The sequence below is a fragment of the Actinomadura scrupuli genome (genome assembly GCF_050971785.1).
Taxonomy (GTDB): Bacteria; Actinomycetota; Actinomycetes; order Streptosporangiales; family Streptosporangiaceae; genus Actinomadura_E; species Actinomadura_E scrupuli.
The window spans coordinates 381,850-404,987 of sequence record NZ_JBPCCU010000004.1; the positions used below are offsets into that span (position 1 = coordinate 381,850).

Here is a 23,138-nt window from a genome sequence, read left to right on the forward strand (position 1 = left end):
CGCCGAGGCCCGGCCGGGCCTCGGCGGGCCAGGTCACCGGTCCCGCGGGCCCTGGGTGAGGCCTTCCCGGTGGGCGATGGCCGCGGCCTCGGTGCGGGAGGAGGCGCCCAGCTTGGCGAGGATGTTGGAGACGTGGACGCTGGCCGTCTTGGGGGAGATGAACAGGGTCGAGGCGATCTCGCGGTTGTTGCGGCCCGCGGTCACCAGGTGCAGCACCTCGCGCTCGCGGCCGGTGAGCGAGGCCAGCGGGCCCTGGCCGGAGCTGACCGGCCGCTTGGGCGTGCCGAAGCGGGCCCTCCTGCCGAGCAGGCCGAGGGCGCCGAGCAGTGGCGCGGCGCCGAGGTGCTCGGCGACCTCGACCGCCTGCCGCCACTCGGCCTCGGCCTCCTCCGGCCGCCCGTGCGTCAGCAGCGCCTCGGCGAGCTCGAGCCGGGACCGGGCCACCTCGTAGGTGAACCCGTACCCGAAGCCGTCGACCGCGGCCCGCCACAGCTCCAGGTCGTCCTCGCCCCGGGCGCGGTGCCACTGGGCCTCCGCCCGGGCGAGCCAGGCCCGGCCCTCCACCCCGAGCCACAGCCGGGGCCCGCTGGCGATGTCGGTGGCGGCCCTGCGGGCCCGGGCGATGAGGACGTCGGCGGCCTCCACCGCCCGTGCCCGCGCGGCGTCGTCGCGCTGGGCCCGGGCCCGGACCGCGCGGTCGGCGTGGATCGACAGCCCCACCGTGGCGATCCGGATGCTGCCCGCGGCGGTCGGTTCCAGCGCCTCCAGCACGGCGTTCACATGGCCGAGCGCGGTCTCCTCGTCGCCCTCCCACAGGGCGTGCTCGGCGGCCAGGCCGCGCGCGATGTAGGCCACGTGCCAGTCCTGGGCCCACAGGGGTTCCAGCCACGACAGCCGCTCGCGGACGCCGTCGTCCCCCCGGGCGATCTCCAGGAACAGCGCGTAGGAGGAGACCTGGGCCTCGGCGATGGTGCCGACCCGGACCGGGAACTGCGCGGCCAGCGCCTCGGCCAGATCCCAGTCCCCGGCGGTGTAGTGGATGAGGTACTCCAGGAAACGCAGGTCGGTGCCGTAGATGCTCCAGCCCAGCCCGGTGTCCACCGCGGCCCGGACCCCGTCGGCGGCGGACCGCGCGGCGGCGGCCAGCTCCCCGCGGTCGAACTCGGCGCGCGCGCAGTGGTAGGCCGCGCGCATCGCCACCGGCAGGTCACCGGCCCGCCCGGCCACCGTGCGGGCCTGCGCGAACAGCTCCTCCGCGGGGGACAGGTCGCCCCGGCTCTCGCGGTACAGACCCAGGTTGACCAGGGCGCCCGCCTCCGCCTCGAGCGAGCCGGTGGCCCGCGCCAGCGCGATGGCCTCCTCCGCCAGCGCCGGGATCTCCTCGTGCCGCTCGGTGTAGAGCAGGCTCCGCGAGTAGGTGGCCAGCGTACGGGCGCGTACCGCGGTGGGCGGGTCCGCGGGGATCAGCTCCACGATCGAGCGGGCGGTCTCGGCCGCCTCCAGGTCGTGGTCGATGTCGGAGAGGTAGTAGGCGGCGCGCTCGGCGACCTCGGCGTACAGCAGGAGGTCGTCGGCCGGATCGAGGGACTCCAGCAGCCGGCGCAGCCGGGTGACGGCGCGACGCGGCTCACCGCTGTGCGCGGCCGCGCCGGCCGCCGCCAGCGCCAGATGGGGCCGGTCCAGCCCGGCCGGCCGCTCGGCCTCGGGCACGGCGTCCCACAGCGACAGGGCCTGCTCGAAGTGCTCGTGCGCCTCCGCGGGCGCGGCCAGCCGCTGCGCCTCCTGGCCCGCCTCGACCGAGGCGCGGAACGCGCCCGGCAGGTCGTGGCTGGCCAGGCAGTGATAGGCGAGCTCGGCGGCGGAGCGGCGGCGTCCCGGATGCGGCTGGGCCAGCAACCGCGCGAAGGCGGCGTGCCAGCGGGTCCGCTCCCCGGGGAGCAGGTCCGCGTAGACCGCCTCCTGGAGCAGCGCGTGCCGGAACATGTAGCCCTCGGACCCGTCGGGGACCAGCAGCTGCTCGGACACGACCTCGCGGACCGTCTGGTCGTAGGTGGCCTCGTCGATGCCGGAGACCTGCCGTACCTGGTCGTCGTTCACCCGGCGGCCCGCCACCGCCGCGACCCGCACCACGCGCTGCCCGGTCTCCGACAGCCGCTCCACCCGCGACAGCAGCACGTCCGCCAGGCCGGCGGGCAGCTCCTGGCCGGTCCGCGCGGCGTCCAGCAGTTCCTCGGCGTAGAACGCGTTGCCCTCGGCCCGCTCGATGATGTGGTCGAGGACCTCGGTCGACGGACGTTCCCCGCCGATCTCGACGAGATGGTCCGCCATCTCCGCCGGTTCCAGCGGGCGCAGCCCGAGGGAGGTCACGCTCGGCAGCCGGAGCAGCTCGGCGATCACCTTGCGCAGCGGGTGCCGCCGGCCCAGGTCGTCGCTGCGGTAGGTGCCGACCAGGCAGACCCGTTCGTGCTGGAGCACCCGGCTCAGGAACGTGAGCAGGTCACGAGTGGAGCGGTCCGCCCAGTGCAGGTCCTCGAGCACCAGCAGCACCGGGTCGGTGTCCGACAGCTCGCCCAGCAGGCCGAGGGCCGCCCCGAAGAGCTGCTGCTGGGCCAGCTCCGGGCGGTCGGCTCCCGGCCCGGGGCCGGTGTCCCCGTCGGGCAGCAGCCGGCCCAGCACCGGGCGGGACCGCAGCGCGTCCCAGACCCCCGGCGCCCGGGCCGGGTCGCGGGTGGCGTGCCGCAGCGCGTCGGCCAGCGGGAGATAGGGCATGCTCTCGCCCAGCTCCGCGCACTGCCCCACCAGCACCGCCCAGCCGCGCTCCCGGGCGGTGGCCGCGAGCTGCCCGGCCAGCCGGGTCTTGCCGATCCCCGCGTCCCCGCTGATCAGGATGACGCCGGGCCGGCCCGCGGCGGCCGCGTCGAGAGCGGCGGTGAGCACCCTGAGCTCGCTCTCCCGCCCGACCAGGCCGCCCTCGGTCGTCCGTATCGTCACATCAGGGAGTATTCCATCCAGATCCGACGGTAAGGACCGCCGCATGCCGGGCCGGGGCGAGGCGGTCGGCCCCGGGTTTTCGCGACGATCGTCGTGGGGAGCTTGTTGTTGTACAGATGTCGCGCTTTCGGGGGGAATCGTGCGTGCTGTTGCCGTGACCGAGTTCAAGGGCGAGCCGAGTCTGGTGGACCTGCCCACACCCGAGCCCGGTCCCGGGGAGGTGCTCGTCCATCTGTCCGCGGCGGGGATCAACCCGGTGGACGCCCTCATCGCCGACGGGATGTACGACGGGACGATGCCGCACACCTTCCCCCTGGTCCTCGGGGTCGACGGCGCCGGCACGGTGGAGGCCCTCGGCCCGGGGGTGACCCACTTCGCGGTGGGGGACCGGGTCTTCGGGCGGCTCATCCATCCGCCGATCGGGCACGGCACCTACGCCGACTACACCTCGGGCCCCGAGGATCAGCTCGCCATGGTGCCCGACGCGGTCACCGACGCCCAGGCCGCGGCGCTCCCGGTGGCCGGGATGACCGCGCTCGGGATGGTCGACCGGCTCGGCCGGGGGGATCTGTCGGGCCGTACGGTCCTCATCGTCGGCGCCACCGGGGGCGTCGGCTCGTTCGCCACCCAGCTGGCCGCGAGCCGTGGCGCGCGGGTCATCGTGACGGCCAAGCCGGACGCCGCGTCCCGGATGCGGGAGCTCGGCGCCTCCGAGGTCATCGATCACACCGCGTCCCCGCTGGCGGAGCAGGTCGAGGCCGCCCACCCCGAGGGCGTGTACGCGCTGATCGACGTGGTCAGCGACCGCCGGGCCTTCGCCGAGCTCGCCGCGCTGGTCCAGGACGGCGGGGTGGCGCAGTCGACCATCGGCTCCGCGGACCCCGACGCGCTGGACGCACGCGGGATCACCGGCGGCAACTTCACGGCGGCGGGCGGGCTGGAGCCTCTCGACCGGCTGGCCGCCGCCGTCCGGGACGGCGGTCTGCAGGTCCTCATCGACGAGGAGGTCACGCTGGCCGACGCCCCCGCGGCGCTGGCCCGCAACCGGGCCGGCGGAGCCCGCGGCAAGACCGTCATCGTCATGTAGGGCCGGGTCGCGCCGACTACTGTGGGCCGGGATGGGCCGCCGCACGTGCGGGGCGGCGCCGCTTCGACCGGGAGCGCCGATGACGGATCCGATCACCATGGCCATCGCGACGGCCGTGGCGACCAAGGGCGCCGAGTCGCTGGGCCAGCAGGCGGGCCCGGCGCTCGCGGCCCTCGTGCGCCGGATACGGGAGCGGTTCACCGGCCGCCCGGCCGAGGAGGCGGCGCTGGCCGCCGCCGAGGAACGACCGGAGGAGCCCGGGCGGGTCGAGGCCCTCGCGGAGGCCCTGCAGCGGGTCGCCCGGGAGGACCCCGGCTTCGGCGGCGAGCTGCGCGCGGTGTGGCAGCGGATCCAGGTCGAGACGACCGCCGATCACGGCGTGGTCGCCAACACCTTCGACGGCCGGGCCGACAAGGTCGTGCAGTTCCGCGACATCCACGGAGACTTCACCATCAGCTAGAGCCGGCCCATCTCAGCGGCGGACCGGCGTACGGCTCCGGAACCGGCCGGGCCAGTGGCACGGGAGCCGGGACCGGCACGGCCTGGCGTGCGCGCCCCGCCTGGACGTCCGGGGTCGTGGACAGCTCGCGGAGCCGGTGGCCGATCAGCATCACGGCGTCGGCATGTCCCCTGCTGGCCTGGGCGCGGGTGCTGTAGTGCGCGATGTCGGTGTGCATGCGGCCGTCGGAGACGACCGTCTCCCAGAGCAGGGGGCGCCCGTAGTCCGGGGGCGCGTGGTCGAACACCGTGAACCAGGTGGAGATGACCACGATGTCGCCGTCGGCGTGCAGGGTGTCCTGAGCCAGCAATCGCAGGGCGGCGTCGCTGAGCAGGTTCTGAGCCTCCTGACGCGTGGCGGGCCGCCCGTCCGGGCGGTACCAGAAGGCCGTCATGTTCAACCGTCCTCTCCATCGGCCGAAAGCTGAGTGGAGTTCTACGATCGACCTCCATGCTCCAGCATCGGTGATCTCTATGCAAGGGAATCTGCACGTACGACTGCACGTGCAGTTCGGTCCCGGGCTGAACCCGCGGCCCGTCCGGGCGCGTACAGCCCGGTAGCCCATCCCGTCGCGGGCCCGCGCGGCCCATGAGGAGGTCTCCCGAGTGACCGCTTGTCGCAGAGCCGGTGCGGTGACCGTCGTCTTCGCCATGGCCGGGACGCTGTCGGCGATCCCGGCCGGGCCGGCGGGCGCGCACGGCGCGACGGGCAACCCGCCCAGCCGGGGCCTGGTCTGCGGACCGGAGGGCGGGAGCGGCGCGAGGTCCGGGGCCTGCCGGGCCGCGGCGGCCGCGAGCGGCGTCCAGGCGGTCAAGGACTGGGACAACATACGGGTGCCCGGGGTCAACGGCAGGGACCGGCAGGTCATCCCGGACGGCAGGCTGTGCAGCGGAGGCATCGCGAGGTTCCGGGGACTCGATCTCGCCCGGACCGACTGGCCGGCGACCCGGATGGTCTCCGGGGCCCGGTTCACCTTCAAGTACCGGGTGACGATCCCGCACCGCGGGGCCTTCAGGCTGTACGTGACCCGGAACGGCTACGACCGGTCCCATGCGCTGAGATGGTCGGATCTGGAGTCCAGGCCGTTCCTGACGGTCACCGACCCGCCGGTCCGCGGCGGTGCCTACGTCGCCGCGGGACGGCTGCCCAAGGGCAAGACCGGGCGCCATCTCATCTACACCGTCTGGCAGACCTCCAACACCCCGGACACGTACTACTCGTGCTCGGACGTCGTCTTCGCCGGCACCGGCGCCGGTAGCGGCGCCGGTAGCGGCGCCGGCGCCAGGGGCACGCGCGGCACCCGCGGCGCCGCCCGGCCCGCCGCCACGCGCACCGCCCGCCCGGCAGGCACCGCGACGCCGGCCTCCGCCGCCCCGGTCGCCGGGGTCTCGCTGAACCCGGCGGCGTCCCGCGAGCGCGACGAGGGCGGCGGCAACGGCGTCCTTCCGCTGGCCGCGGGTGGCGCCGGGCTGTTCCTCCTGGTCGTGGCCGCCTCGGTGGCGCTGGTCCGGCGCAGGGGCGCGGGCCGCCACTCCTGACCGCCCGCTGACCCGCCGATCGCCCTCTCGCCGGGCCCGGCCTGCCTTCCGCCCCGCCCCTGGTGGGCCGGCTCGCCAGGGCGTGCGCGCGGACCCGGCGAGACACCGCGCGTTGATCGCGCTCGCCCCTCTCCCATCAGAATCATCCGATCAATATCTGCATTGTAACGAATGAGTTGCGAGGTATTGCCAGTTTCGCCGCTTCACTGTGTCATGAGTCACGTCAGTGATCGGATGAATCTTGAGAGATCGGATCGGAACTGGATGCGAGGGAGTGAGTACGCGGCCGTAGGGCCACTCCGGGCGGGGCCCGGCGGCCACGGGGCGGGCGGGCCCCGCCCGGGGCCGGTGGCGCCGCGGCGGACGGCCGGAACGGCATGAAGATCACTGGTATGGACACCTACGACGTCCGCTTTCCCACCTCCCGGATGCTGGACGGCTCGGACGCCATGAACCCCGACCCGGACTACTCGGCGGCCTACGTGGTGCTGCGCACCGACGTGGACGCCGAGGGGCACGGATTCTGCTTCACCATCGGCCGGGGCAACGAGGTCTGCGTCGCGGCGCTGAACGCCTACGCCCCGCTGGTGACCGGCCGCGACCTCGACCTCGGCGACCTGGGGGAGTTCGCCCGCAGGCTCGGCCATGACTCGCAACTGCGCTGGCTCGGCCCGGAGAAGGGCGTGGTCCACATGGCGGCGGCGGCGATCATCAACGCCGCGTTCGACCTGGCCGGGAAGGTGGCGGGCGTCCCGGTCTGGAAGCTGCTGGCGGACATGGCGCCCGAGCAGGTCGTCGACCTGGCCGACTGGCGCTACCTGACCGACGCGCTCACCCCGCAGGACGCGCTGCACCTGCTGCGCGAGGCCGCCGGCGGCAGGGCCGGACGGGAGGCCGCCCTCCGGGCATCGGGCTACCCGGCCTACACCACCACCCCGGGCTGGCTCGGCTACACCGACGACAAGCTGGTCCGGCTCGCCCGGGAGGCCGTCGCCGAGGGGTTCACCCAGATCAAGCTCAAGGTCGGCGCCGACCTGGCCGAGGACGTACGGCGGCTGCGCCTCGCCCGCGAGGCCGTCGGGCCGGACGTGCGGATCGCGATCGACGCCAACCAGCGCTGGGACGTCCCGGACGCCATCGCCTGGATCGACGCCCTCAAGCCCTACGACCCCTGGTGGATCGAGGAGCCCACCAGCCCGGACGACGTGCTCGGCCACGCCGCGATCCGCCGGGCGGTCCGCCCGGTCAAGGTGGCCACCGGGGAGCACGTCCACAACCGGGTCATGTTCAAGCAGCTCCTGCAGGCCGGCGCCATCGACGTCCTGCAACTCGACGCCTGCCGGGTCGGCGGGGTGACCGAGAACGTCGCGATCCTGCTGCTCGCCGCGGCGTACGGCGTGCCGGTCTGCCCGCACGCCGGCGGGGTCGGGCTCTGCGAGGTCGTCCAGCACCTGGCGATGTTCGACTACGTCGCGATCAGCGGCTCCACCGACGGCCGTGTGATCGAGTACATCGACCACCTGCACGAGCACTTCGCCGATCCGGTGCGGATCCGCGAAGGGCGCTACCTGGCCCCCACCCTGCCCGGGATGTCCGCGGAGCTGCTCCCGGCGTCGCTGGCCGAGCACACCTATCCCGGCGGCACGGCATGGCGGTACCCACCCCCGCAACAGTCATTGAAGGAGCAGAGATGAGACGCAGGACACTCGCGACCGCGACGGCGCTGGCCGGGCTCATGGCACTGGCGGCGGGCTGCGGCGACGGCGGCACCACGGGCGGCAGCGGTGGCGGCTCCTCGGTCGTGGGCGTCGACTACCCCCGGTCCGACTCCGACTTCTGGAACTCCTACATCAAGTACGTCCCGCAGTACGGGACCGAGTACAAGCTCGACCTCAAGACCTCCAACTCCGAGAACGACGTCGCCAAGCTGACCGCCAACGTCCAGGCGCTCACCGGGCAGGGCGTCAAGGGCGTGGTGATGGCACCGCAGGACACGGCGGCGATCGCGCCCACCCTCGACCAGCTCAAGGCGAAGAAGATCCCGGTGGTGACCGTGGACACCCGGCCGGACAAGGGCGACGTGTTCATGGTCGTACGGGCCGACAACCGCGCGTACGGGGAGAAGGCCTGCCTGTTCCTCGGCGAGCGGCTCAAGGGCAAGGGCAAGGTCGTGATGTTCGAGGGCGACCTCGCCTCGGTCAACGGCCGGGACCGCACCGAGGCCTTCAACCAGTGCATGCAGAGCAAGTACCCCGGCATCAAGGTCTTCGGTGAGGCGACCGAGTGGAAGGGCGATGTCGCGGCCAACAAGCTGCAGACGGTGCTCGCCGCCAATCCCGACATCAACGGGATCTACATGCAGGCGGGCGGGGTGTTCCTCGCGCCCACGATCCAGCTGCTCAAGCAGAAGAACCTGCTGGTGCCGCCGGGCGACCCCAAGCACGTCTTCATCGTGTCCAACGACGGGATCCCCCAGGAGCTCAAGGCGATCCAGGCGGGCGAGATCGACGCGACGGTCTCGCAGCCGGCGGACCTGTACGCCAAGTACGCGCTGTTCTACGTCAAGGCCGCGATCGACGGCAAGACCTTCCAGCCGGGCAAGACCGATCACGGCTCCACTATCGTCCAGGTCAGGCCGGGGCTGCTCGAGGACCAGCTCCCCGCGCCCCTGGTCACCAAGGACGGGTCGTTCAGCGGTTCCACCAAGGCCGACGACCCCCAGCTGTGGGGTAACCAGATCAAGTGAACGCGATGACCGAGCCCGCGGCCGGCCGGGCGGCCCCCCCGCCGGCCGCGACGGCCGTGCGCGTGTCCAAGCGCTTCGGCGTGACGGTGGCGCTGGACGAGGTGTCGATCGAGGTCGCGGAGGGGCGCATCCATGCCCTCGTCGGCCGGAACGGGGCCGGCAAGTCCACTCTGGTGTCGCTGCTGACCGGCCTGCAGGCCCCCGACTCCGGGCGGGTGCTGCTGGCCGGTGAGCCCGCCCCGCCGATCGCCGACCGGCAGGCGTGGCGGCGTCAGGTCGCCTGCGTCTACCAGAAGTCGACGGTGATCCCGTCGTTGTCGGTCGCGGAGAACCTCTTCCTCAACGCCCAGCCGCGCCGGCGCGGCGGGCTGATCTCCTGGGCCTCGCTGCGGCGCGCCGCCGGTGAGGTCCTCGGCGCCTGGGACGTCGACGTCGACGTGCGCAGGCCGGCCGGTGAGCTCACCGTCGAGCAGATCCAGCTCGTCGAGATCGCGCGGGCGCTGTCGCACGGCTCACGCTTCATCATCCTCGACGAGCCGACCGCCCAGCTCGACGCGCAGGCCATCGAGCGGCTGTTCACCCGCATGCGGTCGCTGCGGGAACAGGGTGTGACGTTCCTGTTCATCAGCCACCACCTCGACGAGGTCTACCACGGCTGTGACGTCGTCACCGTCATGCGCGACGCCCGGCACATCGTCACCGCGCCGGTCGCCGAGCTGCCCAAGCAGGACCTGGTGGCGGCGATGACCGGCGAGGCGACGGGCCTGATCGCGCCCGCCGCCGACCGCCCCCCGCCGACCGCCGGCGGTACGCCCGCGCTGCGCGTCGCCGGCCTCGGCCTGCCCGGCGAGTTCGAGGACGTGTCGTTCACGGTGCTGCCCGGGGAGGTCGTCGGGCTGGCCGGGGCGGGCGGCTCCGGCAAGATGGCCGTCGCCGAGTGCGTCGTCGGGCTGCGCCGCGCCGCGGCCGGTTCCGTCGAGATCGCGGGCGTACGGCCGCGGGCCGCCAGCGTGCCCGCCGCGCTGCGGGCAGGGGCCGGTTTCGTGCCGCAGGACCGGCACCGCGAGGGTCTGGTCCCCGACCTGTCCATCGCCGAGAACGCCACCCTCGCGGTGCCCGAGCGGCTCGGCTCCTTCGGCCTGGTGAGCACCCGGCGGCGGACCGCCCTCGGCGTGGCCGCCATCGACCGGCTCACCATCAAGGCCAGCGGCCCGGACCAGCCGGTGTCGGACCTGTCCGGCGGCAACCAGCAGAAGGTCGTCATGGCCCGGGCGCTGGCCGGGGAGCCGAAGGCGCTGGTGCTGATGCAGCCGACGGCGGGGGTGGACGTCCGCGCCAAGGAGACGCTCATCGGCGCCGCCGAGGACGCGGCCCGCGGGGGAGCGGGCGTCCTGATCGTCTCCGACGAGCTCGACGACCTCCGGCCCTGTGACCGCGTGATCATCATGTTCAAGGGAGCCGTCGTCGAGGAGATGCCGCGGGGCTGGCACGACCACGACCTCATCGCGGCGATGGAAGGAGTCTCACGGTGAGCACCACCAAGACGATGGACGCGGGGCCCGGCGCCGCACCGGCCGTACGGCGGCTGGGCGGCCTGCGGGTCGCGGGCCTGCGCGACCTGGCGCTGGTGCCGGCGATCGCCGCCATCATGATCGTCGGATATCTGGTCAACCCGGTCTTCCTGCACTGGGAGAACCTGGTGAACGTGCTCCAGCAGCAGTCGGAGATCTCGCTCCTGGTGCTGGCCGAGGCCCTGGTGCTGATCTGCGGCCGGATGGACCTGTCGCTGGAGTCGACGTTCGGGCTGGCCCCCGGGCTCGCGGCCCTGCTGGTGCTCACCCCGGGCCTCACCAACGGCCTCGGCTGGCTTCCCGGAGGCTGGTCGATCCCGCTGACCCTCGCGGCGGGGGTCCTCATCGGCGCCGTGAACGGGCTGCTCATCGTGAAGTTCCGCCTCAACGGCTTCATCGTCACGCTGGGCATGCTGATCGTGCTGCGCGGCCTGCTCACCGGGATCACCGGCGGCAAGACGTTCTTCAACCTGCCCGCGTCCTTCCTCTACCTGGGCAACGCCGTGTGGCTGGGCCTGCCCGCGTCGATCTGGATCTGCCTGGTGCTGTACGCGGTGGCGATCCTGGTGACCGGGCACACCCGGTTCGGCCGCTCGCTGTACGCCATCGGCGGCAACGCGGACGCGGCCAGGGCCGCGGGCATCCGGGTCGACCGGGTGCTGTGGACCACGCTGATCGTCGCCGGGCTGCTCGCCGCGCTGGGCGGCCTGCTGCTCACCGGGCGGCTCGCCTCGGTCGCCGCCGCGCAGGGCAACGGCGCGATCTTCACGGTCTTCGCGGCGGCGGTCATCGGCGGCGTCTCGCTCAACGGCGGCCGGGGCACGATCTTCGGCGCCTTCACCGGCATTCTCCTGCTCTACCTGATCCAGAACGTCCTGACCCTGGCCGGGGTCCCCGCGCAGTGGATCGGCGCGCTGAACGGCGCGATCATCCTCGTCGCGCTGATGCTGGCCCGGGTCACGTCGGGGCGGGCGCAGGAATGATCGCCACGCGCACGCTGGGGCGCACCCAGGTCGAGGTGACCGAGCTGTCCTTCGGCGGCGCCGCCATCGGCGGGCTGTTCGAGCCGGTCTCCGACGAGCAGGCGACCGCGACCGTACGGCGGGCCCTGCAGCGGGGCATACGGTACTTCGACACCGCCCCGCACTACGGCGCCGGGCGGGCGGAGTCCCGGCTGGGCCGGGCGCTGGCGGGCCGGGCTCCGTACACCGTCTCCACCAAGGTCGGGCGCCGGCTGGTGCCCCTCGGCCCCGGTGCGGAGCCCGAGCCCGCGGGGTTCGCCGACCCCCCGCCGCTGCGGCGGGAGTGGGACTGGAGCCGGGACGGCATCCGGCGCTCGCTCGCGGAGTCCCTGGAGCGGCTCGGCCTCGACCGGGTCGACGTCGTCTACCTGCACGACCCCGACGACCACGAGGAGCTCGTCTACCGGGAGGCGTTCCCCGCGCTGGCGGAGCTGCGGGAGGAGGGCGTCGTCGGGGCCATCGGCGCCGGGATGAACCAGACCGAGATGCTCACCCGGTTCGTCCGGCGGCTCTCCCTCGACGTGGTGCTGTGCGCCGGCCGCTACACCCTGCTGGACCGCTCGGCGGCCGGGGACCTGCTGCCGGCCTGCCTGGAGACGGGCACCTCCGCCGTGATCGGCGGCGTGTACAACTCGGGGCTGCTCGCCGACCCCAGGCCCGGTGCCACCTACGAATACGCCCCGGCCGGGCCGGCGCTGCTGGCCCGCGCCCTGGCGATGCGGGAGCTGTGCGAGGCCCACGGGGTGCCGCTGCGGGCCGCGGCCCTGCAGTTCCCGCTGCGGCATCCCGCGGTGACCGCCGTGCTGGCGGGTTGCCGCTCTCCCGAGGAGGTCGACGACAACGTCGAGATGTTCCGGCGGCCGGTCCCCGAGGCGCTCTGGGCCGAGCTGGCCCGGTAGCGGCCCGCGCTCCCGGCGGACGCCCGGACCGGCCCCGCCCGGCACCGGCCGGTCAGCGGGCCGTCAGCTCGACGACCGACAGGGCGCCCGCGGGGTGCACCGCCGCGACCCCGAGCCCGGCCGCCGCGGCCAGCGGGGTCAGCTCGGCGACGCCGCGTTCCCGTCCGCCGAAGTACACCAGCATCCGGAGGTCCATTCCGCTGTCCGGCGACCGGGCGTCCGGGCCGTTCTTCTCCACGACGAACACGCGGCCGCCGGGGCCCGCCGCCTCGGCGCAGCGCCGCAGGATCGCGCGGGCGCCCTCGTCGTCCCAGTCGTGCAGGATCGCCGACAGCAGATACCCCCCGGCGCCCGGCGGGAGCGGGTCGAAGAAGCTGCCCGGCCGCACCTCGCCGCGGCCGGCGAGCCCCGCCGCCGTCAACGTCGCCCGCGCGGCCTCGGCGGTGTCCGGCAGATCCACGACGATGCCCCGCAAGGCGGGGTACTCGCGCAGCAGCGCGGTCAGCAGCGCGCCGTTCCCGCCTCCGACGTCGACCACCCGCCCCAGCGATCCCCAGTCGTAGGCCGCGACGATCGAGGGCGCGTCGGCCGTGACGTCGAGGCCCATCTGCGCGTCGAAGGACGCCGAGCGCGCGGGATCGGCCGACAGGTCGTCCCAGAAGGAGCGGCCGAACTGCGCGGGGAACGCGGCCTCACCGGTGCGCACGGTGTGCAGCAGCTGGACGAACGACAGGTCGGCCCGGCCGACCGCGCTCTCGATGTCCAGGACGCCGCGCACACCGGCGGGGTGATCGTCTCGCAGCACCTCGCCACGGGCGGTCAGCGCGTACCGCCCGGCCTCGTCGCGGCTCAGCACTCCCGCGGCGGCCAGATGCCGCAGCACCCGCTCGAGCACCCCGGCGTCGGCGTACGCCGCCTCGGCCAGCTCCGGCGCGGTCCGCGGCTCCCGTGCGAGGTGGTCGGCGATCCGCAGGGTGGCCGCCACGCGCACCGCCATCGGCGTCGCCAGGTCCGCCAGCGCCCACAGCTCGCCTTCCGGTACGTCCTGATCCGTCATCAGCTGCTCCCTTCGGCCTATCGGGGAAATGCCGGGGGAATATCGCCCCGGGGCCGTCGCTTGCACCTAGGGTCGGGCCGAGCGGGTCTCTCCGCAGGCCGGCCTGGTGGCCGGAGTCACCGCCACCCCGCCCATGATCATTCCATGCGCTAGCCGATTGAGCGATTCCTCCTTGTCCTTGACTCAGGTGTTCTCCCGTTCCCGTATGCCCGAGCGCGTCCGCGCCGCCGCGTCACCGGAGCAGCTCCGGCTGGTCCGGCGGCGTACCCGGCCCACGGCGATGTTCATCGTCCGGTTGGTGGTCACCGCCGTGGCGTCCTACCTGATCGCGCTCGGCCTGCAGAGCAACCCGGCGCCGCTGCTGGCCCCGCTCACCGCGCTCCTGGTCGTCCAGGCCTCGCTCTTTCAGACGATCAAGCACGCGGGCCAGCGGGTCATCAGCGTGATCGCCGGGGTGATGGTGGCCGTCGTGCTCGTCGCGACCCTCGGCTTCGCCTGGTGGAGCCTGGCCGTCACCATCGGGGCCGCATTGGTGGTGGGGTACGCGCTACGGCTCGGCGCCCACATCCTCGAGGTGCCCATCAGCGCGATGCTCGTGCTGCAGCTGGGCACCGAGACGGCCGCGGCCGACCGGATCCTGGAGACGCTCATCGGGGCGGGGGTCGGCCTGCTGGCGGGACTGATCGCCTCACCGGTGCGGGTCCAGCCCGCCGAGGAGGCGATCGCCGAGCTCGGCCGGTCGATGGGTTCCCTGCTCGACGGCATCGCCGGCGACCTGGGCGCCGAGCCGGACAAGCGGACGGTGGAGAGCTGGCTGGAACGTTCCCGCCGGCTCGGCCAGAAGATCCAGCGGGTGGACGACGAGCTCGGTACCGCCGAGGACAGCGTCCGCCTCAACCCGCGCGCCCGCGGGCTGGTGTTCTCCGGTCTCGTGCTGCGGGGCCGCCTGGAGGCCCTGGAACACGCCACCGTGACGCTCCGCGGGCTGGCCCGGTCGCTGGCCGACCGCACCGGGCTGGTGCTGGCCGACCGCGCGGGTCTGGGCGCGGAGATGTGGGAGGCCGACGTGCGTGACCGGCTGGCGGCGGTGCTCCGCGAGCTGGCCGCCGCCGCGCGGTTCTACGGCAGTGCCGACTCCGCCGACGACCCCGGGCGGGTGCGTGCCGGGGTGGACCGGCACCTGTCCGAGGGGCGGCGGTACCGCGACGAGCTCGGCCGGCTGCTGCGCGAGGACCCCGGGCACTGGCCGCTGCACGGAGAGCTGCTGGTCCACCTGGACCGGCTGCTGGACGGGTTGCGGGCCGAGCACCGGGCCGAGGCCCCCCGCCGGCGCCCCCCGGAGTCGGGGCGCCCGGGAGTCCAGCGGGTCCGGGCTCCCCGCCGGCTCACCGCCGTGCGCCGCCCAGGAGGCGGGACGCGGCGGGCCGGCCTCGGCGAGTCCGGCGTCCGGCCGGCCGAGGCGGGCGCCAAGGTGGCCGGCTTCCGCAACCCCGTCCGGTCCGGCGTCACCTGAGCGGGCCTGGCCTCGCGTCACCCGCAGTCACCTTACAACGTCAAGGCGCCGGGTGGTCGCGGGCCGGTCTCCGGTTCCCGGGAACCGGCCTGCCCGTCCGATGCGGGGCGGTCCCCGCGCAAGCCGCTACTTGACGGGGCCGAGGCACAGCACGTAGCCGGTGCTGCCCACCTTGCCCTTCCAGAAGGCGCTCTTGGCCGCGGGGAAGGGCTTGCAGATCCTGCCGGTGCTGATCCGGAAGGCCGGCTCGGTCTGGTTCTCCACCTTGCCGACCACCTTGTAGGCCGCCGTGGAGTCCGTGCAGCTCACGATCTTGATGTCGTTGGCGCCCGAGCGGGCCACGCAGTCGCCGACCTTGGCCGCGTCGGGGCTGCTGTGCGACTCCTTCCAGGCCAGGACGCCGATGACGACCAGCGCGACGGCGATGACGCCGAGAGTGATCTTCCCGGCGAGGGAGTTCTTGGGCCGGGCCGCCGGAGCGCCGGGGAGCGGCCCGGCGGGCGGGCCGTACGGCGGGACCGCCGGGGGCGGGGGCACGTTCGGAGGTGGCAGCGGGTGGCCGGGCTCGGGAGGGTACGTCACCGGTTCGCCTTTCGAGGTGAGCTGATCAGTGAGTAGGTCGACCGTGTTTCTGTGACCTACGACGCCCGGTTTGTTCTGTTGGTTGGTATTTGGCGTCCACCGATCCGGGCCCGCAGCCGTATCGGCGGGCCCGTGCGCGCCCGCGCCGGGTGCCGCCGGTGCTCAGCTCGCGGCCTCCTCGGGCCGGGGCGGCAGGGGGAACCGCAGGAAGGCGGCCACGCCCTCCTTGCGCAGGTCCGTGTCGGCCTCGATGTGCTCCACCGATCCGCCCTCGTCGATCACGGTCTCGGCGAGTTCGTCAAGGACGTCCGGTGTGGGCCGGGTCGGGCTCCCGCACAACGGGCAGGTCCCGCCCCGCAGGCCCAGCCAGCCGGACTCGTCGCACACCACCCCGGCGACCTCGGCCCCGTCCTGGACGAGCAGATGCCGTACGGCCGCCACCGAGCCCGCCCACAGGCACTCCTCCGCGCCGATGGCGGCGAATCTGCCCGTCGCGGCCTGCTCGAAGACCTCGGCGACCTGCCGGCGCTCGTCCTCGCGCTCGTACCGGTCGACGATCTCCTGGGCCTTTCCCCGGATCTCGGCCTGGCCGGCCGAGGTGTCGAGCCGGAAGACGCCGGCCAGCCTGGGCCGCAGGTGCCGGGGCAGAAACTCCTGGAAGGGCGGGATGTCCTCCTCGTGGCCCCCGATGATCAGCAGCTCGTACCCGCCGGACCGGAACAGCTCGTCCAGCAGCGTCGCGGTCCGGCGGAAATGCCCTTTCACCAGGGTGTCGGCCTTGTTACGCGCCCGGTACTCCTTCAGGCCCGCCCAGCCGCCGTAGTCGGGCTTGCGCAGCGCCCGGTCCCGGATGTCCTCGATACGGCGCATCTCGTTCTGGTACAGCTCCCACAGCGTCGCCGTGCGCTTGTCCAGCACGACGACGCACGAGCGGTGGTACTCGTCCAGCACCGCGAGCATCGGCCGGACCCACGGAGTGGTGTCCATGATCATCTGGTCCCGTACGCTCCGGGGCAGGGCGATCTCGGCGAAGAGGCCGGCCCCGCTGCAGGAGAACCACGCCACCGCGCCGCCGTCGCCCCGGTGCCGGGTCGCGGCGTCCTCGATGCGCTGGATGTCGCCGCGGACCGACAGCCGGACCTCGTGCGCGGCGGACCGGTCCTCGGCCAGCGGAACGGCCTGTTGCAGCCGGCTCTTGGCGCGCGTGGTGATCGCGCCGCGATGATCGGCGGGATCGAGGCCCAGATACATCGACACCACCGGCAGCCCGCCTCCGTCGAAGGCGAGGATGTCATCGATCAGGTCTTTAGTGATCATGCTGACGTTCCCCCTGCGGTCGGTCTCCTGCCAGATTCCGCGCGCTCCCCGCTCCGGACATCCCCCGACCGAGGGGAATCGATGCCCCGGGAGCGGTGCCGGAACCACCGCCGATCACCGGTCACCCGTCATCGGCGCCGTGCGGGCACCGCTCTCCGGGAAGATTTTCCGGGCGGGGCCGGGCAGGCCGTCGACCAGGTGATACTCGCCGGGTTCGCGGCGCCGGCGGCGTGCGCGGTCGTGGCGCGCGGGCTCAGCACCGCTCCCGGGGAGGCAGCCCCGCGGCGCCCGGGACGCGGTCGCGGTAGGTCTCCTCGAGGAAGGCCGTGAAACGTTCCACGTCGGTGCCGTTGGAGGCGACCCCGAGGGAGGCCCGGACGGCGCCGACGGTCGGCAGCCCGAGCAGGCCGAGACGGTCCTCCAGAGGGCGGGCGCCGGTCCGGACCCGGCCGGTGAGCGCCCGGTGCCCGAGGGCGAAGGCGCCCTCTCCCGCACCGGGATTGCAGAAGCACCCGGTGCGGATCGAGATCCGCCGGGCCGCCGTGTCCCGGGCGACCACCCGTTCGTCGACGACGTCGCCGCGGGCGTCCAGGATGTTGAACGCCACGGTGCCGCCCCGCCCGCCGGTGTGGCCCGGCCCGTACAGGCGGATCATCGGGGTGCCGTCGCCGTGCCGCAGCCGCGCCAGCTCGCCGAGCAGCCGGCCGGTGAGGGCGGTGACGTGCCGGTGGACGACGTCGACGCCGATGCCGTCGATCCACGCCAGGCCGGTCCGCACGTCGGGGATGGCCAGGAAGTTGAGGGTGCCGTCCTCGAAGGCGCTCTCGTCGCCGGCCATCACGTGCCAGCCGCCCAGGGTGCTGGCCGCCAGGACGGTCCCGCCGGCGAACCAGGGCCGGACGAGCCGCGCCAGCGCCTCCCGGCGGGCGACCAGGCAGCCGACCCCGGTGGGATAGCCGAAGACCTTGTACCAGCTGACCGGCACGAAGTCGGGACGCACGAGGGACAGGTCGAGCCGGTTGGCGGGCACAAAGGCGGCGGCGTCCAGCAGCACGTCGTACCCGTGCTCGTGGGCCAGGCCGATCCAGTCCAGCGGATGCTGCACGCCGGTGAAGTTGCTCTGCGCCGGGTAGACGAACAGGCTGGCCCCGCGCCGCCGCCGGGTCAGGGCGGCCCGCAGCCGGGCCTCGTCGGCGCGCAGTTCGGGCGGCTCGGCCGGCACGTACTCGACGGCCGCGCGGCGGGCCCGGGCGAACTCGCGGATCCCGTGCACCGAGTTGTGGTTGTCGGCGGTCATGACCAGCCGTGAGCCCCGGCGGAACGGGTAGGCCTCACCGACGAGCCTGCAGCCGGCCGTCGCGTTGGCGGTGAAGACGACGGCGTACTCCTGCGGGTCGGCGTTGAAGAAGGCCAGGACCGCCGCCCGGGTCTGCTCCACGAGCTCGGTGGAGGCCTCCGACGACGGGCTCCCGGTGTGCGGGTTGCCGAAGCAGCGGCCCCGCACGCGGTCGGCGTGCGCCCGCAACTGGGCGTCGGCGGGCAGGCCCGCGCCGGTGTAGTCCAGGTAGAGGTGATCGTCCGCGTCGAGGTAGCCGTACTCGGTCGCGCGGAGGTCTTCCAGCAGGTCGTGCGGGACGAGGGGGTCCAGCGCACCGGCAGGTGTCAGCGCCGGTGATTCGCCCATCCTGCCCCCGACCCGGAAGTAGCGTTAGTACGGTCAAAACGATCTTAAAGATCCGCCGGCGCCGCAAGGGACCGGGGTGTCCGGATGCGGACGCCGGGAACCGCCCGCGGCGGTGGCGGGTCGAAGATCAGGTGACTTCTCCTCCTGGATGGTGATCTGTTGCGACCGGACACCCTCAGCGAGCCCGAGCGGCTGCTGTGGTCGGCCTTCCCCCAGGGTGCGTGGGTCGATCTGCGCACCGGCGAGCCGGAGGCCGACGACGTCTCCGGCGCCCATCTGTGGGGACCGGAACGCACCGTCCGGGCCGAGGTGATCTCCGCGTTGCTGCTCGGGGCGCGCCCCGCCGAGCCGGGCCGGTTCCCTGCGATCCGGCTGCGCGGCGCGCGGGTCACCGGGCGCCTCGATCTGATGGGCGCCACGATCGGCCACGCGCTGGTCTGCGAGTACTGCGGCTTCGATGGGCTCCTGCGCCTCGTCGAGACGACCACCAGGACCGTGCGCATCGTGGCATGCGGGCTCAGCGGCTTCAACGGCGCCCGGATGCGGGTCGAGGGCATCCTCAACCTCGCCCGCAGCGTCGTCGACGGCGGGATCCGGCTGGACCGCGCGGAGGTGTCCGGGCAGCTCAGCGTGCAGGGCGCCGAGGTGGGCGCGGACGCGGACGGGACGGCGATCGCGGCCGACGGCCTGGTCGTGGACGGCGACTTCCAGGGCGACATGGGCTTCGTCGCGCGGGGCGCCGTCCTGCTGCGCGGCGCCCGGCTGACCGGTTCGGTGGAACTGGCCGGAGCCCGGATCAGCTGCCCGGGATCCTGGGCGCTGAACGTCTCCGAGGCGGTCGTCGGCGGCCGGTTCGAGGGCGGCGGGCTGACGGCCGAGGGGGAGGTACGGCTGCGCAACTCGAGCATCGGGGGCAGCCTGCGCCTTCCGGGCGCCACGCTGGGCAACGCCGGGGGGCTGGCGTTGAACGCCGGCGGACTCGTGGTCGACGGGGCGGTGTGGTGCTGGCGGGGGTTCTCCGCCGAGGGGGAGGTGAACCTGGTCGGGGCGCAGGTCAAGGCTCATCTCACGGTCAACGGAGCGCGGCTGTGCAATCCGGGTGGCACCGCGCTCAAGCTCGACCGCGCCACCCTCGGTGAACTCGACGCCTCCGGTCTCACCGTCGCAGGTGGCCGGGTCAGCCTGATCGGCACGCAGGTCGCCGCCGGGATCGACCTCGACGGGGCCCGGCTGGCCAATCCGGGCGGGACCGCGCTGGACGCGCGCACGCTGCACGCCGGGGAGGTCGCGTTGCTGCCGGGAGAACCGGTCGAGGGCGCCGTGGTCCTCGACCACGCGCGCATCGGCCTGCTGCGCGACGACCCGGCCCGCTGGCCGGAGCGGCTGCACCTGGAGGGGCTGACCTACGAGACCCTGCACCCGCGGCTGCCCGCGAGCGAGCGGCTGCGCTGGCTGGCCCGGGACCCCCACGGCTACCAGCCGCAGCTGTACGAGCAGCTCGCGGCGATGTACACCCGGACCGGGCAGCCGAGTGAGGCGCTGCGCGTCCTGCACGCCAAGGAGCGCCGCCAGCGGTCGCTCAAGCCTGTCCTCGGGCGGGTCTGGGGGACCCTGCAGGACGCGACCGTCGCCTACGGGTACCAGCCCTGGCGCGCGGTGCTGTGGCTGGCGGTGCTGCTGACCGTCGGCAGCGTGGTCTACGGTGCCGCGCCGCCGCCCGCGCTCAAGGCCGGTGAGTCCCCGCACTTCAACGCGGTCATCTACACCCTCGATCTGCTCCTGCCCATCGTCGACCTGGGGCAGCAGGCCACCCGCAACCCCGCCGGGGCGCAGCAGTGGTTCTCCTACTTCCTCGTCGCCGCCGGATGGGTGCTGGCGACCACGATCGCGGCGGCGGTCGCGCGGGTGCTGAGCCGCCGCTAGCCGCACGGGCTCGTCGGGCTTCCCGGGGCCTCCGGGTGCACGATTGTCACCTTGTGAATCCGGCCGATTACCTAAGGTGGGCACAGCGGTAGCGTTCCCCCGCACGCGCCCGGCCGCCGGCGAGGGCCTCGCTCCGCATGGTCCGTTGTCGGCGAGATACCGCAGGGAGTCCCATGAGTGGTCCCGGCCCGCGTCAGCGCCTCCGTTACTGGTTCGACAACACGATGTCGCGCGGCACGCCCGCCCTCGTCGGCTGGCTCGCGGCGGTGTCGCTGGGACTCGTCGTCGTCCTCAGCGCCCTGCTCTCGCTGGCCGACACCAGGCACACCAGTGTCGGCGACATCGTCAGCCAGATCTGGAAGAGCACGATCAGCACCTTCGAGCTGGGCGACGCGACCGAGGGCGCCTGGTACCACCGGCTGCTGGTGATCCTGCTGGCCCTCTCCGGGCTGTTCTTCGCCAGCGCGCTGATCAGCGTCCTGACCTCCGGGCTCAACCAGCGGATCGCCCAGCTCCGCAAGGGCCGGTCCGCGGTCATCGAGGAGGGCCACACCGTGGTCATCGGCTGGTCCGACCAGATCTTCCCGGTCGTCTCGGAGCTGGTCGAGGCCAACGCCAACCAGCGCCGCGGCCGGGTCGCCGTCCTGGCCGCCAAGGACCGGGTGGAGATGGAGGAGGAGATCCGCCGGGTCGTCGGGCCGACCGGCACCACCAGGGTCATCTGCCGCACCGGCAGCCCGATCGATCCCGCGGACCTCGACCTGGTCGCGCCCCAGACCGCACGGTCGATCATCGTGCTCTCACCGCCCGGCGACACCCCGGACGCGCACGTCATCAAGACCCTGCTGGCCATCACCAACAGCCCCACCCGGCGCCAGGATCCGTACCACATCGTGGCGGCCGTCCGGCATGCCCGCAACCACCCGGCGGCGCGGCTGGCCGGGGGAGAGGAGACCTGCCTCGTCGACTCCGACGACATCGCCGCCCGGCTCATCGTGCAGACGTGCCGCCAGTCGGGGCTGTCGGTGGTCTACCAGGACCTGCTCGACTTCGCGGGCGACGAGATCTACCTGCACGCCGAGCCCGCGCTCGCCGGCCGCACCTTCGGCGAGGCCCTGCACGCCTACCCGACGGCGTCGCTCATCGGCCTGCGCCGGGCCGACGGCACCATCGCGCTGAAACCGCCGATGGGCGAGGTGATCGGCGGCGGCGACCAGGTCATCGTCATCGCCGCGGACGACGACGCCATCACGGTCCACGAGCACACGGGCATCGTCGCCGAGGAGGCCATGGCACCCGAGCCGCACCGCCCGCCACGCCCCGAGCGGGCGCTCATGCTCGGCTGGAACCGGCGGGCCGCCAACATCGTGCGGCAGCTCGACGGCTGTGTCGCGCCGGGGTCCACGCTCGCCGTCCTCGCCGACGACCCGGACGCCAAGGTGGAGCTGGACCAGATCCGGGACGGCCTGCACGACCTGACGGTGACCTTCCGGCTCGGCGACACCGACGACCGCGGTTCCCTCGACTCCGTCGACGTCGCCGGGTTCGACCACGTGATCGTGCTCTGTTACGACGAGCCCGACGCGCAGTACGCCGACAGCCGCGCCCTGATCACGCTGCTGCACCTGCGGCAGATGCAGGCCGAGAGCGGACGGCGCTACTCGATCGTCAGCGAGATGAGCGACGACCGCAACCGCACGCTCGCCCAGGTCACCCGGGCCGACGACTTCATCGTCAGCGACAAGCTGATCAGCCTGCTCATGGTGCAGCTCTCGGAGAACCGCCATCTCGCCGGGGTCTTCGCCGATCTCTTCGACCAGGAAGGCTCGGAGATCTATCTCAAGCCGGCCGGCGACTACGTCCTGCCGGGTGTCCGGCTGGACTTCCACACGGTGGTCGAGGCGGCCCGCCGCCGCGGTCACGTGGCGTTCGGCTACCGCCTCGCCGCCCGCGCGGCCGAGCCGCCGGCGTTCGGCGTCGTGCTCAACCCGGACAAGACCCGGCCCCTCACCTTCGCGCCCGGCGACCGCGTCATCGTCCTGGCCGACGACTGAGCGTCCGGGGTGCTTCCGGGTGCGTCCGGGTGCGTCCGGGTGCGGCCGGGTCGTCCGGGCACACCGCTGTTGCCGCGACGCTACTGACACCTTTCTACCTGTTTCTCCTAGTGTGAGGCAGATAGCGACGGTTCATCCCGTGACGCATTGGGTGAACAGACAGGAGTGCGCATGTCCCTGACCGTGTCCCCGCAACTCGTCCGGCAGGCCGAAACCGGCGACGTGGACGACCAGGCCTTCCTCGCCTGCATCCGCGACTCCCTTCCGTACGCCTGGAACCTCATCTCCGGGCTCGCCGATCGCCTGAGCTCGGGCACGGCGGAGTTCGCCGACAACCAGACCCCGCCGCCCGACGAGGCGGCCCGCGGGCAACTGCTGCGCCTGCTCGCCAGTGACGCCATGCGCACGACGATCGAACGGCACTACGGCGTGCGCCTGGCCTTCCAGAACTGCCACCGGGTCGCCCTCTTCAGGCCGGAGGCCGAGCACGCCCTGCGGGAGTTCACCACCCCCCGCGCGCAGATCCTCAACCAGCAGCCCGAACTCGTCGACTGCTAGCGGGGGCCGCGTTCGAGCTTCACCCGCGTCCCTCGCGGTGGGGCCGCGTGGAACGCGGGTGAGGACGTGGGCTGCCGGAGGCCGGGTGTCTGGCGTA

The 23,138-nt window shown here is 73.5% G+C and carries 18 protein-coding genes; 12 read left to right on the forward strand and 6 right to left on the reverse strand.

Going from position 1 to position 23,138, the window contains the following annotated elements; genetic code table 11:
- Positions 1-33: 33 nt before the first annotated feature.
- On the reverse strand, positions 34-2,991 hold the full coding sequence (locus tag ACRYCC_RS20980) for a helix-turn-helix transcriptional regulator (RefSeq protein WP_433814520.1): 2,958 nt from the start codon (positions 2,989-2,991) through the stop codon (positions 34-36).
- 139 nt (positions 2,992-3,130) lie between these two features.
- On the opposite strand from ACRYCC_RS20980, the gene ACRYCC_RS20985 reads away from it, so the two are divergent.
- Positions 3,131-4,078 (forward strand): NADP-dependent oxidoreductase, encoded by a 948-nt coding sequence (locus ACRYCC_RS20985; protein WP_433814521.1) that lies wholly within the window; start codon positions 3,131-3,133, stop codon positions 4,076-4,078.
- Positions 4,079-4,157: 79 nt separating this feature from the next.
- Complete coding sequence (locus tag ACRYCC_RS20990) at positions 4,158-4,538, forward strand: hypothetical protein (RefSeq protein ID WP_433814523.1); 381 nt, start codon at positions 4,158-4,160, stop codon at positions 4,536-4,538.
- Here the strand turns inward: ACRYCC_RS20990 and ACRYCC_RS20995 are convergent.
- Positions 4,531-4,971, reverse strand: coding sequence for a hypothetical protein (locus ACRYCC_RS20995; RefSeq protein ID WP_433814525.1), 441 nt, complete (start codon positions 4,969-4,971; stop codon positions 4,531-4,533). The genes ACRYCC_RS20990 and ACRYCC_RS20995 overlap by 8 nt on opposite strands.
- 211 nt (positions 4,972-5,182) lie before the next feature.
- Here ACRYCC_RS20995 and ACRYCC_RS21000 point away from each other — a divergent pair, with 211 nt between their 5' ends.
- The 6 genes from ACRYCC_RS21000 (at position 5,183) to ACRYCC_RS21025 (ending at position 12,353) form a co-directional block, all read left to right on the forward strand.
- Positions 5,183-6,115, forward strand: a complete 933-nt coding sequence (locus ACRYCC_RS21000; protein WP_433814526.1) for a lytic polysaccharide monooxygenase auxiliary activity family 9 protein — start codon at positions 5,183-5,185, stop codon at positions 6,113-6,115.
- Between the two features lie 392 nt (positions 6,116-6,507).
- Positions 6,508-7,809 (forward strand): enolase C-terminal domain-like protein, encoded by a 1,302-nt coding sequence (locus ACRYCC_RS21005; protein ID WP_433814528.1) that lies wholly within the window; start codon positions 6,508-6,510, stop codon positions 7,807-7,809.
- Positions 7,806-8,861, forward strand: a complete 1,056-nt coding sequence (locus ACRYCC_RS21010; protein ID WP_433814530.1) for a sugar ABC transporter substrate-binding protein — start codon at positions 7,806-7,808, stop codon at positions 8,859-8,861. The genes ACRYCC_RS21005 and ACRYCC_RS21010 overlap by 4 nt, the downstream gene beginning before the upstream one ends.
- Positions 8,862-8,866: 5 nt before the next feature.
- A complete protein-coding gene (locus ACRYCC_RS21015; protein ID WP_433814532.1) occupies positions 8,867-10,393 on the forward strand; it encodes a sugar ABC transporter ATP-binding protein in 1,527 nt (508 codons plus the stop codon).
- The gene (locus ACRYCC_RS21020) at positions 10,390-11,415 is read left to right on the forward strand and encodes an ABC transporter permease (protein WP_433814534.1); all 1,026 of its coding nucleotides are present in this window, start codon (positions 10,390-10,392) and stop codon (positions 11,413-11,415) included. The genes ACRYCC_RS21015 and ACRYCC_RS21020 overlap by 4 nt, the downstream gene beginning before the upstream one ends.
- A complete protein-coding gene (locus tag ACRYCC_RS21025) occupies positions 11,412-12,353 on the forward strand; it encodes an aldo/keto reductase (protein ID WP_433814536.1) in 942 nt (313 codons plus the stop codon). Before ACRYCC_RS21020 ends, ACRYCC_RS21025 begins: the two co-directional genes overlap by 4 nt.
- A 52-nt stretch (positions 12,354-12,405) precedes the next feature.
- Here ACRYCC_RS21025 and ACRYCC_RS21030 read toward each other — a convergent pair whose 3' ends face one another.
- Positions 12,406-13,410, reverse strand: a complete 1,005-nt coding sequence (locus tag ACRYCC_RS21030; protein ID WP_433814538.1) for a methyltransferase — start codon at positions 13,408-13,410, stop codon at positions 12,406-12,408.
- Positions 13,411-13,615: 205 nt separating this feature from the next.
- Here ACRYCC_RS21030 and ACRYCC_RS21035 point away from each other — a divergent pair, with 205 nt between their 5' ends.
- Positions 13,616-14,923: an FUSC family protein gene (locus tag ACRYCC_RS21035; RefSeq protein WP_433814539.1), complete on the forward strand. Its 1,308-nt coding sequence runs from the start codon at positions 13,616-13,618 to the stop codon at positions 14,921-14,923.
- Positions 14,924-15,049: 126 nt separating this feature from the next.
- Here ACRYCC_RS21035 and ACRYCC_RS21040 read toward each other — a convergent pair whose 3' ends face one another.
- From ACRYCC_RS21040 to ACRYCC_RS21050, 3 genes are all read right to left on the reverse strand, one after another.
- Positions 15,050-15,505, reverse strand: coding sequence for an LppU/SCO3897 family protein (locus ACRYCC_RS21040; protein ID WP_433814541.1), 456 nt, complete (start codon positions 15,503-15,505; stop codon positions 15,050-15,052).
- Between the two features lie 162 nt (positions 15,506-15,667).
- Positions 15,668-16,822: a baeRF10 domain-containing protein gene (locus ACRYCC_RS21045; RefSeq protein WP_433814542.1), complete on the reverse strand. Its 1,155-nt coding sequence runs from the start codon at positions 16,820-16,822 to the stop codon at positions 15,668-15,670.
- A 253-nt stretch (positions 16,823-17,075) separates the two neighbouring features.
- Positions 17,076-18,506, reverse strand: coding sequence for an aminotransferase class V-fold PLP-dependent enzyme (locus tag ACRYCC_RS21050; protein ID WP_433814544.1), 1,431 nt, complete (start codon positions 18,504-18,506; stop codon positions 17,076-17,078).
- Positions 18,507-18,665: 159 nt separating this feature from the next.
- On the opposite strand from ACRYCC_RS21050, the gene ACRYCC_RS21055 reads away from it, so the two are divergent.
- The 3 genes from ACRYCC_RS21055 (at position 18,666) to ACRYCC_RS21065 (ending at position 23,041) form a co-directional block, all read left to right on the forward strand.
- Positions 18,666-20,429 carry a hypothetical protein gene (locus tag ACRYCC_RS21055; protein ID WP_433814546.1) on the forward strand — a complete coding sequence of 588 codons (1,764 nt, stop codon included), beginning with the start codon at positions 18,666-18,668 and terminating at the stop codon, positions 20,427-20,429.
- Between the two features lie 173 nt (positions 20,430-20,602).
- Entirely contained in the window at positions 20,603-22,483 is a 1,881-nt protein-coding gene (locus ACRYCC_RS21060) for a CASTOR/POLLUX-related putative ion channel (protein ID WP_433814547.1), read from the forward strand.
- 171 nt (positions 22,484-22,654) lie between these two features.
- On the forward strand, positions 22,655-23,041 hold the full coding sequence (locus ACRYCC_RS21065) for an SCO5389 family protein (protein ID WP_433814548.1): 387 nt from the start codon (positions 22,655-22,657) through the stop codon (positions 23,039-23,041).
- Positions 23,042-23,138 lie beyond the last annotated feature (97 nt).

Coding starts and splice junctions, on each gene's coding strand:
- ACRYCC_RS20995 (WP_433814525.1), bottom strand. CDS start 4,971: ATGACGGCCTTCTGGTACCGCCCGGACGGGCGGCCCGCCACGCGTCAG.
- ACRYCC_RS21045 (WP_433814542.1), bottom strand. CDS start 16,822: ATGATCACTAAAGACCTGATCGATGACATCCTCGCCTTCGACGGAGGC.
- ACRYCC_RS21015 (WP_433814532.1), top strand. CDS start 8,867: ATGACCGAGCCCGCGGCCGGCCGGGCGGCCCCCCCGCCGGCCGCGACG.
- ACRYCC_RS21005 (WP_433814528.1), top strand. CDS start 6,508: ATGGACACCTACGACGTCCGCTTTCCCACCTCCCGGATGCTGGACGGC.
- ACRYCC_RS21060 (WP_433814547.1), top strand. CDS start 20,603: ATGAGTGGTCCCGGCCCGCGTCAGCGCCTCCGTTACTGGTTCGACAAC.
- ACRYCC_RS21010 (WP_433814530.1), top strand. CDS start 7,806: ATGAGACGCAGGACACTCGCGACCGCGACGGCGCTGGCCGGGCTCATG.
- ACRYCC_RS21050 (WP_433814544.1), bottom strand. CDS start 18,506: ATGGGCGAATCACCGGCGCTGACACCTGCCGGTGCGCTGGACCCCCTC.
- ACRYCC_RS21065 (WP_433814548.1), top strand. CDS start 22,655: ATGTCCCTGACCGTGTCCCCGCAACTCGTCCGGCAGGCCGAAACCGGC.
- ACRYCC_RS21030 (WP_433814538.1), bottom strand. CDS start 13,410: ATGACGGATCAGGACGTACCGGAAGGCGAGCTGTGGGCGCTGGCGGAC.
- ACRYCC_RS20990 (WP_433814523.1), top strand. CDS start 4,158: ATGACGGATCCGATCACCATGGCCATCGCGACGGCCGTGGCGACCAAG.
- ACRYCC_RS21025 (WP_433814536.1), top strand. CDS start 11,412: ATGATCGCCACGCGCACGCTGGGGCGCACCCAGGTCGAGGTGACCGAG.
- ACRYCC_RS21035 (WP_433814539.1), top strand. CDS start 13,616: ATGCCCGAGCGCGTCCGCGCCGCCGCGTCACCGGAGCAGCTCCGGCTG.